This window comes from Pseudomonas sp. NFACC10-1 (assembly GCF_900119195.1).
Lineage (GTDB): Bacteria > Pseudomonadota > Gammaproteobacteria > Pseudomonadales > Pseudomonadaceae > Aquipseudomonas > Aquipseudomonas cerasi.
Genome location: NZ_FPJB01000014.1, coordinates 1 through 15,937 on the forward strand (window position 1 = coordinate 1; position 15,937 = coordinate 15,937).

General features: G+C 56.9%; 15 protein-coding genes and 1 pseudogene. 14 read left to right on the forward strand and 2 right to left on the reverse strand.

From position 1 onward, the window contains the following. The 12 genes and pseudogenes from BT119_RS25915 to BT119_RS25965 all read left to right on the forward strand — a co-directional run. Window positions 1–1,412: DUF2345 domain-containing protein (locus BT119_RS25915; RefSeq protein WP_139271384.1), on the forward strand; the 1,412-nt coding region annotated here is incomplete at its 5' end. Next, complete coding sequence (locus BT119_RS27625; protein WP_256573032.1) at window positions 1,409–1,873, forward strand: DUF2515 family protein; 465 nt, start codon at window positions 1,409–1,411, stop codon at window positions 1,871–1,873. The genes BT119_RS25915 and BT119_RS27625, both read left to right, overlap by 4 nt. A 75-nt stretch (window positions 1,874–1,948) precedes the next feature. Beyond that, window positions 1,949–2,398: pseudogene (locus BT119_RS27630) on the forward strand (DUF2515 family protein); the annotation flags it as partial. Next, a complete protein-coding gene (locus BT119_RS25925) occupies window positions 2,395–3,255 on the forward strand; it encodes a hypothetical protein (RefSeq protein ID WP_003372955.1) in 861 nt (286 codons plus the stop codon). The pseudogene BT119_RS27630 and the gene BT119_RS25925, both read left to right, overlap by 4 nt. 289 nt (window positions 3,256–3,544) lie before the next feature. After that, the gene (locus BT119_RS25930; protein ID WP_003372959.1) at window positions 3,545–3,973 is read left to right on the forward strand and encodes a DUF2628 domain-containing protein; all 429 of its coding nucleotides are present in this window, start codon (window positions 3,545–3,547) and stop codon (window positions 3,971–3,973) included. 142 nt (window positions 3,974–4,115) lie between these two features. After that, window positions 4,116–5,123: a 3-oxoacyl-[acyl-carrier-protein] synthase III C-terminal domain-containing protein gene (locus BT119_RS25935; RefSeq protein ID WP_072367157.1), complete on the forward strand. Its 1,008-nt coding sequence runs from the start codon at window positions 4,116–4,118 to the stop codon at window positions 5,121–5,123. After that, on the forward strand, window positions 5,120–6,136 hold the full coding sequence (locus BT119_RS25940) for an NAD-dependent epimerase/dehydratase family protein (RefSeq protein WP_072367159.1): 1,017 nt from the start codon (window positions 5,120–5,122) through the stop codon (window positions 6,134–6,136). Before BT119_RS25935 ends, BT119_RS25940 begins: the two co-directional genes overlap by 4 nt. After that, the gene (locus tag BT119_RS25945; RefSeq protein ID WP_065350908.1) at window positions 6,129–6,935 is read left to right on the forward strand and encodes an MBL fold metallo-hydrolase; all 807 of its coding nucleotides are present in this window, start codon (window positions 6,129–6,131) and stop codon (window positions 6,933–6,935) included. Before BT119_RS25940 ends, BT119_RS25945 begins: the two co-directional genes overlap by 8 nt. Continuing rightward, the gene (locus BT119_RS25950; RefSeq protein ID WP_072367161.1) at window positions 6,932–8,215 is read left to right on the forward strand and encodes a F390 synthetase-related protein; all 1,284 of its coding nucleotides are present in this window, start codon (window positions 6,932–6,934) and stop codon (window positions 8,213–8,215) included. The genes BT119_RS25945 and BT119_RS25950 overlap by 4 nt, the downstream gene beginning before the upstream one ends. Beyond that, a complete protein-coding gene (locus tag BT119_RS25955) occupies window positions 8,212–8,832 on the forward strand; it encodes a phosphatase PAP2 family protein (protein WP_003372972.1) in 621 nt (206 codons plus the stop codon). The genes BT119_RS25950 and BT119_RS25955 overlap by 4 nt, the downstream gene beginning before the upstream one ends. Continuing rightward, the gene (locus BT119_RS25960) at window positions 8,829–9,962 is read left to right on the forward strand and encodes a sterol desaturase family protein (protein WP_072367163.1); all 1,134 of its coding nucleotides are present in this window, start codon (window positions 8,829–8,831) and stop codon (window positions 9,960–9,962) included. The genes BT119_RS25955 and BT119_RS25960 overlap by 4 nt, the downstream gene beginning before the upstream one ends. Continuing rightward, on the forward strand, window positions 9,955–11,049 hold the full coding sequence (locus BT119_RS25965) for a fatty acid desaturase family protein (RefSeq protein ID WP_072367165.1): 1,095 nt from the start codon (window positions 9,955–9,957) through the stop codon (window positions 11,047–11,049). The genes BT119_RS25960 and BT119_RS25965 overlap by 8 nt, the downstream gene beginning before the upstream one ends. A gap of 448 nt (window positions 11,050–11,497) precedes the next feature. Here BT119_RS25965 and BT119_RS25975 read toward each other — a convergent pair whose 3' ends face one another. After that, window positions 11,498–13,972, reverse strand: coding sequence for a PEP-utilizing enzyme (locus BT119_RS25975; RefSeq protein WP_072367167.1), 2,475 nt, complete (start codon window positions 13,970–13,972; stop codon window positions 11,498–11,500). Further along, a complete protein-coding gene (locus tag BT119_RS25980; protein ID WP_072367169.1) occupies window positions 13,965–14,447 on the reverse strand; it encodes a cell division protein in 483 nt (160 codons plus the stop codon). Before BT119_RS25980 ends, BT119_RS25975 begins: the two co-directional genes overlap by 8 nt. Before the next feature lie 195 nt (window positions 14,448–14,642). Here BT119_RS25980 and acpP point away from each other — a divergent pair, with 195 nt between their 5' ends. Beyond that, window positions 14,643–14,879, forward strand: coding sequence for an acyl carrier protein (gene acpP / locus BT119_RS25985; RefSeq protein ID WP_072367182.1), 237 nt, complete (start codon window positions 14,643–14,645; stop codon window positions 14,877–14,879). A 170-nt stretch (window positions 14,880–15,049) separates the two neighbouring features. After that, window positions 15,050–15,850 carry a mechanosensitive ion channel family protein gene (locus BT119_RS25990; RefSeq protein ID WP_072367172.1) on the forward strand — a complete coding sequence of 267 codons (801 nt, stop codon included), beginning with the start codon at window positions 15,050–15,052 and terminating at the stop codon, window positions 15,848–15,850. The last annotated feature ends 87 nt before the right edge of the window (window positions 15,851–15,937 follow it).

Genomic DNA, 15,937 nt, shown 5'->3' on the forward strand with positions numbered 1-15,937 from the left:
TGGGTTCCTGCTGGCTGCGCATGATGCAACCGAGCAGCGGACCGGACTGGGGCAGTGTGCATGTGCCGCGTGCCGGTGAAGAGGTGGTCATCACTTTTCTGGACAATGATATTGATCGGCCACTGGTGATGGGGCAAGTCTACGGCGGCCACAAACCCGCCTGGCACTCCAGCGGCTTGATGGCCGGTTACAAGAGCAAGGAAGTCGGCGGAGGTGGTTTCAACCACTGGGTGATGGATGACTCGACCGGCCAGGTCCGCACCCAGATCCACAGCAGCCACGGGCATACCCAGCTCAACCTTGGTTACCTGATCGACCAGCGCGGCAACAACCGCGGCGGTCTGCGTGGTACGGGTTTCGAGTTACGCACCGATGCCTACGGTGCCCTGCGCGCCCAGCAGGGTCTTTACCTCAGCACTTGGAAACGCAGCGGTGCCCAGGGCGCACAGATCGATGCCAGCGAAGCGCAGCAGCAACTGAAAAATAGCGAGCAACGCGTCAAGACTCTGTCCGATACCGCCCAACAGCACAACGCCCTGCCCATGCAGGAAGGCCTGGACAGCCTGACCCAGCTCAACAGCGATGCCGACGTGACTTACGGCAGTGACGACGGCGCCCCGAGCCAAGGCCCCGGCGAGCAGCAACGCAACGGCGGCGATACCGCCTGGGCGATCCGCAGCGGCGGACGCGGCAAGACACCGGGTTACCAGCAACCTCTGCTGATCGCCTCCTCCCCTGCCGACATCGCCACCGCCACGCCGAAAAGCACCCACCTGCACAGCGGCAAGCACCTGACCCTGAGCACCGGCGAAGACGTCAGCATTGCTAGCGGCAAATCCCTGCTGGCCAGCGTCGCGCAAAGCATCAGCCTGTTCGCCCAGAATGCGGGAGCGAAGCTGTTTGCAGCCAAGGGCAAGATCGAGCTACAGGCGCAAAGTGATGCGATGGAATTGACCGCGCAGCAGGGCATGAAAATCACCTCTCTTGCACAGTTAGTGGAAATGTCTGCACAGAAGGAAATTTTGCTCACCAGTGGCGGCGCTTATATCAGGATCATACGCGGCAATATCGAGGTGCATGCGCCAGGCACAATAGACATCAAAGGTGCCAAAAAGACCCTCAGCGGTCCCGCAAGCATGGACTATGCAAATAAGGAGCTTCCCATCGCAGTACCCGCAGGGCTGTATGACGAGCAAAATCGCCTCATGACCACGCACGGTGTACCGCTTGAGGATGTCGCGGTCGAGGTTGATATTCCTGACGAAGGCAAGAAAGTATTTTTTACCGACCAAGACGGTAACATTCCACGGATTTTTAGTGACAAGCCTGGTAATGGCAAGGTTACGCTTGTGCCTGACGAGTTGATCGTGCCCCCAGGATCGGACGAATATTCTCCGAGTAAAAAATCATGAAGAATGACTTTAAATTTAACACTCATGCTTGCTCGATCAATGATCTGAACCCAACGTGTAGGCAATTATGGTCTATCGGTCAGCAAGTTGCCGTAAGGCGGTTGAGCGTACAGACACGCGCTGCTTACCAGCAACCACCCCGATACCAGTTGATAAGCGACTTCAGCACGCGTGCTGCGCGTATCGCAGGTAATTACGCTCGAATCTATCTTGAGCTTGAGCCCAAAGGAAAACCTGAGTTAAAAGGACGATTCTACTGGACCGGGTTGGCAGCATTCGCCAGCAAGCAGGTCATGTGTGCGCTGGACTACACGACCCACACAAAGATGAGAGCGGTTCCGTTAATGGACCTATCGCTGGACTTGTCAAAACAGTTTTTAGGCATGGGGAATTTTTGGCTTTTTCAAGATATTTTTTGTTTGGCATTGGTTTTATATAAACTACCCAGAGCAGTTCTTTGAATGCATAGACAGTCGAAGCATTGGAGACTGTGAAGATAACTTTCAAGCAAGCTTTAAAAACCCCCCTGGTTTAGTGCTGCCGTACGAAAAATCAACAACCTCAAAGTTACCCCCTACCTCAAACAGGGCTTTGAACTCATAAAGAAAACTGAAAGCATGACGACGGTATCAGACCGACGGGCGCTTCAGTATCAATCTTTAATGGCTATCGCCAACCACGAGCAAGTCAAGATTTTACAACCACTTATTTACGAAGACGTCGTTTTTCGAAGATTACTGGACGCCCAGGCTGTGGTCGAGGGCAACTGGGGGGTACCACGCCGCCTGGCTGCATTAAGTACGGCATGTGAAACAAACACAAAAGTGCTAGACAAAGTCATGACCAAGGGAGAGCTTTATGACAAAATTGACCGAATGGTCTTTATTACTGAAACTGCGAACAGTTATCACGAGAAAATGTTTTCTTCAGCGTCCTATATGACCTCGGCAATCAGTACAATTTCCACCTGGAACGAGCGAACATGAGATTTGTTTTATGCCTGACCTTTCTTTTACTCTCTGGATGCTGGGATAACATGCCAAAAAACAGCGCGATGCAATTATGGCTTGGAGATACCATCGAGACCACCAAGAAAAATCTAGGATCAGATCTTTCCAGTGACTGTGACTCTGAGCTGTGCTGGTATCGGTATCGACAACCCGTACGTAGCGGAAATTTTCTGACCATTACGTTAGGTGGCGAAAAATCCAGACTTGAAATCCAGCGAGTCTTTGCTTTCTCAGTACCGATCTATACTCAGGACGACGACAAAATCGAGCTGATCAGTCTGAACCCCCTCGAAGTACCCGAGGACTCATTACACACCGAAGCGGAATCAAAGTTTTATGAGCTGCTGACGTCACTCCAGCATGCGGGTTGGAAACGGTATATACGCCTCGGTGAACCACGAATTTCCGGAACAGAATTAAGCAAGCTTGGCACGGTGAATGAAGTGCTCGGCAAGCCTGTTATGACAGGCCCCTGGAGTGATCCTTCAATACGCTTACCCGAAGAGCTATGGCGGTCAATGCCCATCTTTAGTGATTGGTCATTTTACCGTAGCAATGAATATCTTACAGTAAGTATTCAACGGGAAGACAGTGAAAAAGAACCCTCTAAAACCGGAGCCTATCTTTTTACGCTCACTTTCAAATCCGAAAAAAGATTTTTTTCAGAGTATTTTGATTCATCTGATCGCGATCGCATGAAAGAGCTGCTGCCCGACCTACTGAAAAAGCTAGCATCGCAACGTGCGACCGCGGAAAGCCGATTGAAGGAAATGGGAGTCGCCATTGACGAGCGTTACCAGAATCCAACGATCAGTATCCTGGAATCACATTGAACCTGATGCGGTTCGCAAGATGGTTGAGACACGTCCGGTCATAGGGGGGGTCAGCCGAGACAGTCCATAATCTGGCAGCAACCTGCCTAGAAAAAACGAGCGGCTTTAGGCAATGGCTGCCTATCAGGCTGACAGATGGAAAATTCTGGCGATTTAGCGCCCAGGTTACGCGGTCGCGTAGTACACCACCCGAAAACTCCATACACTCAGCATCCTGATCATAAAAACGAAAGAATTCAGGATTTCCCGGAAGAAGAACGTCACCCCATGGAACATCAGGAGCAGCACCATGAGCACAGCAGATCAGACGCGCAGCACTGGCACGTACAGCGCCAAGTGGCAGGAGCGCTTCAATTTTTTTGAGACGTATGGTGCACCGAACGATCCACGGTTCAAAGCCGCTCTAAAATCACTTCCTGGCGTCAGAAAGAAGATGCGGATCAACCTCAACGTCATCGCGTATTTCTTTGGTCCGATCTATTTCTTCGTGCTGGGCCTGTGGAAAAAAAGCCTTGCGTTGCTTGGGATTATGCTCGCAACCAACGCATTGATTCTTCTGGTATGTACGCTTTTGGAGACCGAGGTCCCTTATGCCCTCGGGGGCGGTCTGACTGTGGCGTATTCGCTGATGTATGCCCTGACCGTCAACTACTCCTATTACCTCAAGGAAGTAAAAGGCGAGCAAGGCTGGAACCCGTTCAAGGGCATGCGTCTCTAACGTGCAGATACAAGCGGCCGAATCTGTACAGCTCGATGTACGTGCAGGTTCGCCGCTCCTCGATCAATGACGCGCTCAGCCCTGCGTTGTACCTGAGTAGTCATTCAGGTAATTGCCACATGGATGCAAAGCCAGGACTCTAATGACAGCACCCTATCCCCCAGCAGCCTTGCTGCCACTGAAAATTATTGCGACTGGCGTAGCGGTGCCCGCAAATCGAGTGGACTCGTCTGCGCTGGACACGTTATTGAACAAGCCTGCGGGCTATGTCGAAAAGCGCTCGGGCGTACATTGCCGTTTTCACGCAACACTTGATGCCAGCCAGGCCGAACTTGCAGCACAAGCACTTCAGGATGCCCTGAGAAGAGAGCAGATCCCGGCGGGTTCGATCGATCTGTTGATCTCGGCCTCGGCAGTGCCCATGCAGGCCTTACCCTGCACGGCAGCATTGATTCTCAAAGCGGCCCACCTGCCATCGGGTACGCCCGGCTTTGATATCAACAGCAGTTGCGTCGGCTTCATCACCGCGCTGCAGGTGGCCGCCGGTTTGCTCAATGCCGGGATCTACAAGCGCATTGCGATCGTGTCGGCAGATCTGGTTTCGCGCGGTATCGACTGGGATGACGAAGAAAGCTCGCTGATCCTCGGCGACGGAGCAGCCTGCGCCATTGTCGAACGCGGTGACGGCAGCAGCGGCATTCTGAGCAGCCTGTCCGAGACTTATCCACAAGGCAGCGACCTGTGTGAGATTCAAGCAGGCGGTACACGACGCAATCCACGTGCTGGCATGACTGACAGCGACTTTCTGTTCCATATGAAGGGCAAGCAGCTCTTTCGTCAGGCTGCCGCGTTGATCGAGGGCTACCTCGCACGCCTTTTGGAAAGGAGCGGATTGACGCTTGCCGAGATCGCCACCGTGGTACCCCATCAGGCCAGCCATCTTTCGCTTGAGCACATGCGAAAAAGGCTTGGAGTACGGCCTGAGGTACTGGTGGATATTTATCGCTATCACGGTAACCAGGTCTCGGCATCGATTCCGACGGCGCTGCATACTGCTTTTACCACCGGCCGCTTTACACCCGGCAAACCCGTGATGCTGATCGGTACCGCTGCCGGTTTGACATTGGCGGGCATGGTGCTGCTGCCATGAAGGTTCTGCTGACCGGCGCCACCAGTGGCCTCGGACGCAATGCGGCAGAGTGGCTATTGAATGCAGGCCATAGGGTACATGCCACCGGACGTGACTCGGCAGTGGGGAATCTGCTGCGAGAACAAGGAGCGGCGTTCACCGCCCTGGATCTGACCCGGGCTACAGCACAGCAATGCGAGCAATTGATGCTCGGCAGTGACGTGGTCTGGCACTGCGCGGCAAAGTCTTCTCCCTGGGGTAGCGAGGCCGAGTTTCATGAGGCCAATGTAGTCGTCGCAGAAAAGCTGGCCGAGGCAGCGGGCCGCTGCGGCGTTTCGCGCTTCGTGCACATATCCACGCCTGCGATCTATTTCGACTTTCAAGACCATGAGCGTATTGACGAGCAATACCGTGCCCGACGATTCGCCAATCACTACGCCAGCAGCAAGTACCAGGCAGAACAATCCATACAGGCGCTGGTACCGCTTTATCCACAGACCACGTTTATTATCCTGCGGCCCCGTGGCTTATTCGGCCCCCATGACCGGGTGATTCTGCCCCGGATTCTGGGCCAGATAGAACGCGACCGCGGCTTGCTGCGTTTGCCCGGCGGTGGTGAGGCGGTACTGGACCTGACGTTTGTACTGAACGTTGTGCACGCCATGGATCTGGCCAGCCATAACAATTCTTTGTCTTCAGGCGCCGCCTACAACATCACCAATCACCAGCCTATGCGGTTAGTGGATACGTTGCATTTGTTACTGCACGATCAACTCGGCCTTCGTTATCGTGTTCAGCCCATGCCCTATAGGTTGCTTCACACACTGGCGATTGCACTTGAGTTGCTGGCCTCTGTAACGCGTAAGGAGCCCGTGCTGACCCGCTACAGTGTGGCAGCGGTGAACTTCGATATGACCCTGAGCCAGACGCGAGCCATTGAAGAGTTGGGCTACCGACCTCGGTATACGATGGAAGAAAGTATTCAGCTCACTGGGCAATGGCTCAAGTCTCAAGCGGTGAAGCGCCATGGCTAGCATCACCACTTTCGAAGTGGGTTACTGCACGCATATCGGCTGCATGGCGTTGCAAGGCGCTGGCCTGCGGGTCTGCAAATTTCCATCCAGGGCGTATCTGCTGGAGGTCGGCGATCGCCGCTGGTTATGGGATACCGGCTATGCCAACCATTTTCAGGAGCATACCCGTTCAGGGGTGTTCCGCATCTACAGCCAGGTTACCCCGGTATACCTGGATGCGGGTGAAACGCTGCTGGATCAGCTGCGTAATGCGGGTTACGCGGCCAACGACATTCAGGCGCTGATTATTTCCCACTTTCATGCCGATCACATCGCCGGCCTGCGGGACTTCAGTCATCTCGACTTTATCTGCTCGGGCGAAGGCTGGCAGAAAACCCGCTCATTACGTGGCATCGCCGCGCTCAAGCGCGCCTTCGTACCAGGACTGATTCCCGAAGGTTTCGAAGCAGCGTTGCAGTTCGTGGAGGGCTTTGAGCAGGTGAGCCTGTCTGCACAGTTGGCCCCGTTTACACATGGCTACGAACTACCGGGCAGTGACGGGCAGATTGTTCTGGTGCCACTACCAGGTCATGCCGCCGGACACCTGGGGGCATTTATTCTCACTGACGAGGGCTGGACACTGCTGGCCAGTGATTCAGCGTGGTCGCCGCTGAGCTATCAAGAATTACGCGGGCCTTCTGTGCTTGCCAACGTGCTGATGGACGACAGCAAGGCCTACTACCAGACGCTGAACCGTCTGAACCTGTTGTGGGCAGCAGGCCATGTGGATATTCGTTTGTGCCACGAGGGCGATTTATGATCCCGGTGATGACGCTCTGGCACTACTGGCGAGCACGTCGTTTGCGTTTTTCCAGTCGCCAGGCACTGGAGCGTTTTCAGAGCAGGCAACTGAAACGCTTCGCCCGACAGGTGCTGGCCAACAGTCCGTACTTTCAGCCTTACAGCGTTCTGCCGTTCAAAGAATGGCCGCTGATGGACAAGGCGCTGATGATGACGCAGTTCGACCAGATGAACACTGCGGGCCTGCAACGCGATCAGTTGCTGGCCTGCGCAAGGCGCGGCGAAGCCGAGCGCGACTTCACGCCACGCCTCGGCCGCTTTAGCGTCGGGCTGTCCTCGGGCACGTCAGGGCAGCGTGGCGTTTTCGTCGTCAGCCCGCAGGAACAGCAGATCTGGGCGGGCGGGATGCTTGCCAAGATGCTGCCAGAGGGTATTTTCGCGGGTGAGCGAGTGGCACTTTTTCTACGTGCGGACAGCAACCTGTACCACAGCGTGGACAATCGCTGGTTGAGCCTGGCCTTTTACGATCTGTTTTCACCATTCCTTGAGCAATTGCCTCGCCTGCAAGCGCAGGCACCGACCATCATCGTGGCACCGGCACAGGTGCTACGCGCCTTGGCGCTGGCCGTTCTGGACGGGCAGATTCAACTCGACGTTAAGAAGGTGATCTCCGTTGCCGAAGTCCTGGACGCGCAGGACCGTCAGTTACTGAATACGGTGTTCCGCGAGGTCGGCGAGGTCTATCAGGCAACCGAAGGTTTTCTGGCCGCCACGTGCTCTCATGGCACGCTGCATTTGAACGAAGAGTTCGTGCATATCGAGCCCCAGTGGCTTGATGAGCAGCGCTTCACGCCGTTGATCACCGACTTCACTCGCAGCACCCAGCCTATCGTACGCTACCGACTGGATGATGTACTGGTCAGGCAATCCGAGCCCTGCCCGTGTGGTCAGCATTCGATGGCAATTTCCCGAATCGAAGGTCGCCGCGACGATCAGCTTTCGCTGCCCGACCAGCACGGTGAGATGCAGATTATCTTTGCCGACCTGTGCAGTCGGGCAATTGCCAATGCACTGCCACTGACCAGTGACTACCGCTTGATTCAGCTTTCGAAAACCCGGCTGCAGCTGATTGCAGACTGTACGCAAACCGAACTGGAGCACAGCCGCAGACAACTTGTCGCCCTGTTCACACAACAGGGTATTGCCACTGACAAACTTGAATGGCAACTGACGGTGCAGAACGTGATGCCGAACTTTGATCGAAAACGACGCCGTATTGTCCGGCAGGCAAAAGCATGAACACCCCAATGATGTTTCGGTTGTGGCACATGCTGCTTGGCTGGGGTTCGGTCGGTCTGATCTATACGCTGACCGACCATTTGCAGAGCACCGGCCAGGTCATGACACCCTCGCCGCTCGACCGAATGATCGCATTCACGCCGCACGCCATCTGGCTGTACCTGTCGTTCTTCGTGGTTGTTCCACTGGGCTATCTGATGACCCCACTCGATCGGGTGCGCTGGCTGTCTCGCGCCATGCGTCTTACCGCACTGGGTGCCGGAACGGTCTATCTGCTGTGGCCGACAACGATGGTTTACCCGGTCGATGAGGGCACAACGTTAAGCTCTACACTGCTGGCAGCACTGACCTATGTGGACTCGACCCAGAATTGCCTGCCATCCCTGCACATGGCCCTGATGGTGCTGGCAGTCTGGGGGATCAGTGCAGCAAGGCGTAGCGTACGTACTGCAGTGTTTATTGTATGGGTGGCCGCCATTGCCTATTCGATCCTGCAATTGCGCCGTCATCTGTTCATCGACGTGGTCAGTGGCGCCGTGCTCGCACTGGTGGCGGGCATGCTGGTCGATGCGCTCGGCCGAAGCAGGCCAGTCGCACTTAAAGGGAATATGCAATGAGCGATCTGGCCATTCCGATCATCATCATGCTGCTGGCCGTAACAGGCGAGGCCTTCATTCTGCAGTGGATGCAGCGCAAGCCGGTTGACTGGCATGACGTGGTGTTCAATCTGAATTCCGGCCACCTCATGCTATGGCTGTTCCGTGGCCTGGAAGTCATCTGTTACGGACTTGTCGCCGCGTACTTGAGCCTTGGCCTGCTGGATACATGGCCGCCTCTATTGATCTGGGCGTTGGCATTGCTGGCCTGGGATTTCTGTTTCTACTGGCTGCACCGCCTGCATCACCACGTTGGCGTACTCTGGGCCGTGCATGTAGTGCATCATCAGGGCGAGCACTTCAACCTGTCCCTGGGCGTGCGTAATTCGTGGTATTCGTCACTCACCTCGATTCCGTTCTTCATTCTTCTGGCCGTGCTGGGGGTACCCCTGCATGTGTTTGTCACAGTGTCGATCCTGCATTACTCGATGCAGTTCTTTAACCATAATGCGCTGACACCCAGGCTGGGCGTGCTTGAGAAGATTTTCGTTACTCCGACCCATCATCGCGTGCATCACGTCAAAGACCGGGCCTACTCAGACAAGAACTTCGGCGGTACTTTCATTTTCTGGGACAAGCTGTTCGGCACATTTTCCAGGCTGCCCGATGTGCCTTACACGTTTGGAATCGGAGGGCCTCGCTCTTCCGCAAATCCGTTCTGGGCCAGCAACGTACCTTTTCTGCATTACCTGCGACTGTCGACAAAATCGAACGAACCGACCCGCTCGCGCGTTTCGGGTTTGAGCATTTTCAGCGGCGCGTTGCTGCTCTTCGCGCTGGTGGTGGGCTATATCTATCAATACGGCTATGGCTACAGCGACATCACCTGGCCGCAGGTCGTCCTGTTCGTCTTTCTTGTGGTGGGCTCGGTGGCGCTGGGAGGAATGACCGAAGCGAGGACCTGGAGTATTCCCGTCTGGCTAATAGTCAGCCTGGGGCTGGCGTTGCTTTTTCTGGGTTATTACGGCTGGTCGCAGGTTTACTGGCAATTGCCGATGGTCGCCCTCGCCCTGCACGGCGCATGGGTGGCCGTGTCTTCTCGCGGCTACAACCTTTCAGCCGCAAATCCGGTGGAAAAACATCATGGCTGAGTCACTTGCCCCCCTGTCATTTCCTGCCGATGGCGAACAGGCATTTCATCACGCCCTCAAGCAGGCGGCGCACGCCTACCTGGCAGACGACCATCGCTACGCAAGCATTCGGCAAAAGGTGACGGCAATGCTCCTTACCCTGCTGTGCGGCGGTTTTTATGCCTCGAGCCTTATGCAACACAATGCGTGGGCATTCGTGGGCTGCTATTTCCTGTTTGTCCTGACAGGCATGCTACTCAACGTAATGGTATTTCACGACGCCACCCACAATGCTTTTTTCCGGGCGGCCTGGGCAAACCGGCTGGTGGGCAGGTTGATGACCTTGCCGCTCGGGATTGATCCGGATTACTGGCGAGTCAGGCATGTGCAGTTTCATCATGCCTATGCCAACGTTGAACATTACGATCTGGACACCGAGGAAAATGGCGTCCTGCGACAGACGCCCTTCCAGGGCTGGCGGAAGCACATGCGTTATCAACATCTTTACTGGCCCATGGTCGCGGCGTTGTCGCTGCCCTATATCTCATGGATATTCGACTGGTCGGACCGCCTTGGGAAGACGCCGCTCAAAGCCAAAAGAATCCTTCCGGGAAACAAAGGCTGGGTGGTATTTCTGGCCAGCAAGGCATGCCATCTGCTGCTGGTACTGATAGTGCCGCTGGTGATATTCGAGGGCAGCTGGACGACGGTGCTGATCGCGTACTTTTTGAGCCAGATGCTTGCCTCTCTCTGGGTGGTATTTCTGCTGCTCGGCACGCACTGGGCAGAAGCGGAGTTCTATCAGCCATCAGACAGCCCGTTGATGCCACACGGCTGGTATCGACATAACTTCGCGACAACCTGCGACTGGCAAACCTCTCCACGCTGGCTGCACCATGCCGTGGGCGGGCTGAACTTTCATCTGACTCATCACCTGTTCCCTGGCTGGAGTCATCGACACTACCCGGCACTGGCGAACATCATTGCCGATCTGGCCCCCCGCCACGGTCTGCACTATCGCTGCATCGACTACCGTGAGTTGCTCAGGCAACAGCGAAAGTTCTTGCGCAGTATGGGGCAGGACACGCAGGTGACGAACATCACCTGACTAACTCAGAGCCAGAAGCGTTGTGACTTCTGGCATGACCGCACTGATATTGTTTGTCTGCTTTTCCCATCGCTGGGCCTTTATCGCTCAACAGCCGGCACGGTCGCGAATTGCGTGTGCAGTGGGCGCTCATTCGGTGCGAGCGCAAGGAGATCTGTCGGGAGATGCATCGCCGTAAAGACCTCAAGAAACATCGTCAGAGCCTGCGCAAGCGGAAGGCACCGCGCACATGATCCGAAATCGACGAGGACTTTATCGCACCCAACAAAAAACCCGCCGAAGCGGGTTTTTCCAAGACCATCCCGACTTCCTGTCGGCCGCCTCCGAGGCGATGGTCGATCATCCTTGATCCTGGTGAACTCCTGTTCACCACTTGATGGATCCAATAATACGGAGGAAGGACCAGTTCGGAAATGGCCAAATCCCTCCACCGCGTGTAAGCGTTTGGCTATACCTTGTCGGCGAGAACCCGACTGCGTGCCTGCCCTTCCACCAACCTCAACTCCCCATCCACATACAGCACTTCACGCCCCACCCACGCCAGATCAACCTGCGGCAGCACGGCCGAGGGTTTGCGCAGTTCACGCAGCAAGGTCGAGCCGTGCGAGAGACGTCCGCCCATGCGCGCAATCACCGCGCGGGCGTTCTGGTAGTGCGCGTGGCGTCCGGGGTCGAGGGTGTCTTCCAGCAGGATGTCCTCGCCCAGAATGCCTTGCACCTGGCCAGGATAGATCATGAAACCGGTGGCCTGCTCGGTGCCTTCGCGGCCGTCCTGCCAGAAGCTGCCGGCACGGCTGCGAATGTCTGGATGCGGCGCAAACCAGTGTTCCCGGTCGGCGCTGGGCATGGCGTGATGCAGGCGGAAGAACAGGCGCATCAGGTTGTCGCGATACCACTCGCGTACTTGCAGGTAGTAGCCGCGCATGCCCGGCAGGCCTGCGCGGTGGGCGATGCGAATGAAACCCGGCCAGGTCGGGAAAGCTTGTAAAGGCAGGTCAGTGGCTGCCGGGCGTGGGGTCGCGGGGTCGGTTTCCCAGGGCAGCCGGTGCGGGCAGTGCTCCAGGTCGTCGTAAGCGGTCGGTGGACGTCCCAGCAGGTCTCCGCCGCTGCTGGCCAGCGAGGTGGCGATGCACAGGTTGCCTTGCACGACGAATACGTAGAAACGGGTGAACCAGTCAGCCAATTGCTGACCGTCAGCACCTTGGGCCGTCAGGGCATGCAGCTCTCGGTCGAAACGGTGCAGTTGCTTTTCCAGGGTCAACAAGTGGCCACGCGCGACACGTTGCATCCGCAGAAACACCGGCAATGAGCGCAGCAGACGCAGTGGTCGCCACGGTAGATGCGGTGCTGCGCCGCCGACCTCATCGGCGTAGCTGCTGGAGGCGATGCCCCAGTCAGCCAAACGTGCGAGAAACAGGTCGTTGTTGATGTAGGAAGCTGCGCCAAACAGTGCGGTGAATGGCTCGTTGTCCTGCAACACGCGCGAATCCCAACGCGCCATGATCGCCGGGATGCTGCCTGCGGCACGCCGCTGTGCGTACTCGACCAGCTTGCTGGGCTGTGGCGGCAGGATCTCCGCAATATTGGCGGCGGTCAGGTGGCGGCGCCAGCCGTAGTCACTGATCGGGCGGTACTGCAGCAGCCACAGCTGGCGGCCATCCCAGGCCCACTCGACGTCGCCCGGCACGTAGTGGAATACGCGCATAATGCCCTGCAGGAAGTCCCAGAGCGCCTCCTCAGTCAAACCGTGGGATGGCTTGAAGTCGCCGCTGCTCCAGGCCGCGCCGAGGCGGGAAATGATTGCTCGCTCAGGACTTGCCTGGCCGTCGGCCAGCGACTCCAGATGCCCTTGCACCCACTCCAGCTCGACCGACAGGTGACGCACGAAAGCGATCCCGGAAAGCACCGGCGTGATGAAGCGCTGTACCACCACCTCTTCGACGCCAGCGTTGTGCAGCTCTGCAACGCGCACGGGTACATTGTGGCTGGGCTCGCGAAGAAAAGTGGTGCTCAGACCGGCATTGGCCGCATCGGCCTGATCCTCACCGAAGCTGGATGAGCGCACGGCCCAGATAGCGTCAGGCTGACGGGCCAGAAACCCGGGCAAGGCCGAGTCATCGCCCTGCACCAGAGACAGTGCATCGGGCACCGGTTGCCCGGCGATGGCCGCCAGACGCAGACGGCCGCCTTTGGTGTGCGCAACGAAGCCGCGCTCGCCCGACTCCAGCCACTGCGCAAACTCGGCCGGCGCGTCGATCCACGGGTAGTGACCCCAGCCCGGTTTCAGGCTGATGCTCAGGTCGGCACGCGCCAGAATGGCCGACCACGCTGCCGCCTGCTCGATACCCAGGACCTCGTCCTGATCGCCCCAGACCAGCTCTATCGGATCTTGCACCCACTCCAGCAGCGGCAGCGCGGTGTCGGCACGCAACAGATCCCAATACGGCACGAAAGCACGGCAGCGGGCGTAACCGGAGCCCATGCGCTGGTAGTGCTCGGCTGGCCAGGTCTGCCTGGAAAACTTGTGCGCAAACAGCGTGGGCTTGTTGGCCAGCAGCCAGTGAATGGCCTTGCGAATGGGCAGCGGCGACATCAGCGCAGGCAAGCGCCGCTGCCACAGAAAAGCCCCCACCGGGGCCAGCAGCACGCTTCTGCAGAAGTGTCCGGGCTGGCGCTGCAAGGCATGCATGACCAGCAAGGCATTGACGCCCACAGCGACGATGGCGCTGCCCTTCACGGTCGCCGCCAACAGCGCATCGGCATAGGCGGCGAGGTCTTCGCAGGGTGGCTGAGGATTATTGCCGAAGCCTGGCAGTTCCAGCGGCACGGCTCGATGCTGCTGAAAATGCGGCAGCGCGTCGTTCCACCATTCGGCACTGCTGCCGTTGCCCGCCAGCAGATACAGCAGCGGCAAGTCAGACATGACGAGGGTCCTTCGACGCGTGAACAACCGAAGTGCGGCGGTCATGGCGATACAGCCAGATGAGCGGCGGCAACAACGCCAGCAACGCCGCCAGATCGAGCCATACGTGCGACCAGACGCCCCCACGCACGGAAATCAGGATGTCCTGAGGCGCCCACAGCAGCAGGCCCGCAATCAGCCAGCCCCAGGGCATGGTGCTTTTCAGGCGGTTGCCCAGGTGCACCAGCGCCAGCATGTACACGGAATACGTTTGCAAGGTTGCGCCAAACAGCGCCATCCACCAGACCTGTTGCGTGCGAGCAGCGGCGGGAACCGCATCGGTCCAGAAGGCCTGCTCAAGCGTAGTCAGGTAGCCGTCGAGCAAGCCGGAAAAGCCTGCCCAAGTGAACACCAGACTGCCCAGCACATGCGCAACTGCGACGGCATACAGCCAGATCACCAGCGTACGGCGCAGGGTGTCAGAAGGGAGCGGCATACCAGGTCCTTGAGTCGTCCTTGTGAGGTGGCGAGTTTAGCGATTTATCGACGGGCTTAATACGAGCATGGCCAAACGGCTCAGACCTCCCACTGTTAAACAGCTGTTATTAATGTCAGTAGACAGCTTTTCTGTTGAGGCCTAATTTTAGGATTTCAGTAGTCAGTAAAAATCGCATGCGAGGAGATGATGATCATGGAAGAGGTAATGACACGTGTAAAAGAATTGGTGGCCGAGCATTTGGAAGCAGCGGCAGTAGAGGTAAAACCGACATCTGACATAACCAAGGATTTCAAGGGTAGCAGTTTAGAACTTGTCGAGCTCAGCATGGCTCTACAAGAAGAATTCAACATCGATATCCCGGATGAGGAAATTGAAAAATTCAAAACGGTACAAAACATAGTTGACTACATCTCAAAAAACAAAAAATAGACACGAGTAGGCTAAAAGCCCACAACACCTGCTGAGCCCCCAACACCAGTTGCAGGCCCTTTGCCTCCAGTCAAAACTACCAGTAGCCACCGCCCTGCTTTGCCCTTCAATGTACGGCTCCGCTCCGTAGGCCATCTGCCGGGCGAGCCTTGCGGTCTGGAGTAGCGGTGATGGATGCGCTGAATGTCATCAATATCGGCACTGACGGAATCAACTCGTTGTTCAATGTCGTTCTGCAGTACGGGACGACTGTTGTTCTGAGGCTGGTGATCGCAGCCTTGTTGTGGATAGTGGGTCGCTGGCTGATCGGCGTGATGGTCAGGATGGCACAGCGTTCGCTGACGCGGCAGCGGTTTGATCCGACGGTCCTGCGCTATGTCGGCTCGTTCATCACGGTGACGCTGAATATCATTCTGGTGATCGCCATTCTGAGCTATTGCGGCATCGAGACCACCAGCTTTGCGGCGCTGCTGGCGGCCGTGGCGCTGGCGATCGGCATGGCCTGGTCGGGTTTGCTGGCCAATCTGGCAGCGGGTGGTTTCATCATCGTGCTGCGGCCCTTCAAGGTCGGCGATCTGATTTCGGCGGCGGGCGTGACCGGGACCGTGGTCGAAATCGGCTTGTTCGTCACGTCGATCAACACTCCGGAAAACGTGCTGAATCTGGTGGGCAACAACAAGATCTTCTCTGACACGATCGTCAATTTTTCCAGCAATGCTTTTCGCAGCGTCGAACTGACCGCGACATTGCCAGGCACCGCCGACGAGCAGAAGATCATCCCGCGCCTCAAGGATCAGATCGCCCGCCTGCCCAATGTACTGAGCAGCCCCGCTGTCGATGTGCACCTGTCCTCCACAACGGCCGACTCCATCACCCTGTCGGTACGGCCCTATTGCCACAATGATCATTATGATTCGGTGCATCGCCAGACGCTCGCCCTCATCAGAGCGTTGATGCTGCACCTGTCCTGAGCGGCACGCATAGGCAAAATTCATCGCCCTTCAAGCTCACCCGAACCTGTTGGCAGCCGATCAATAAGGATCGGTCCATATTCCGCG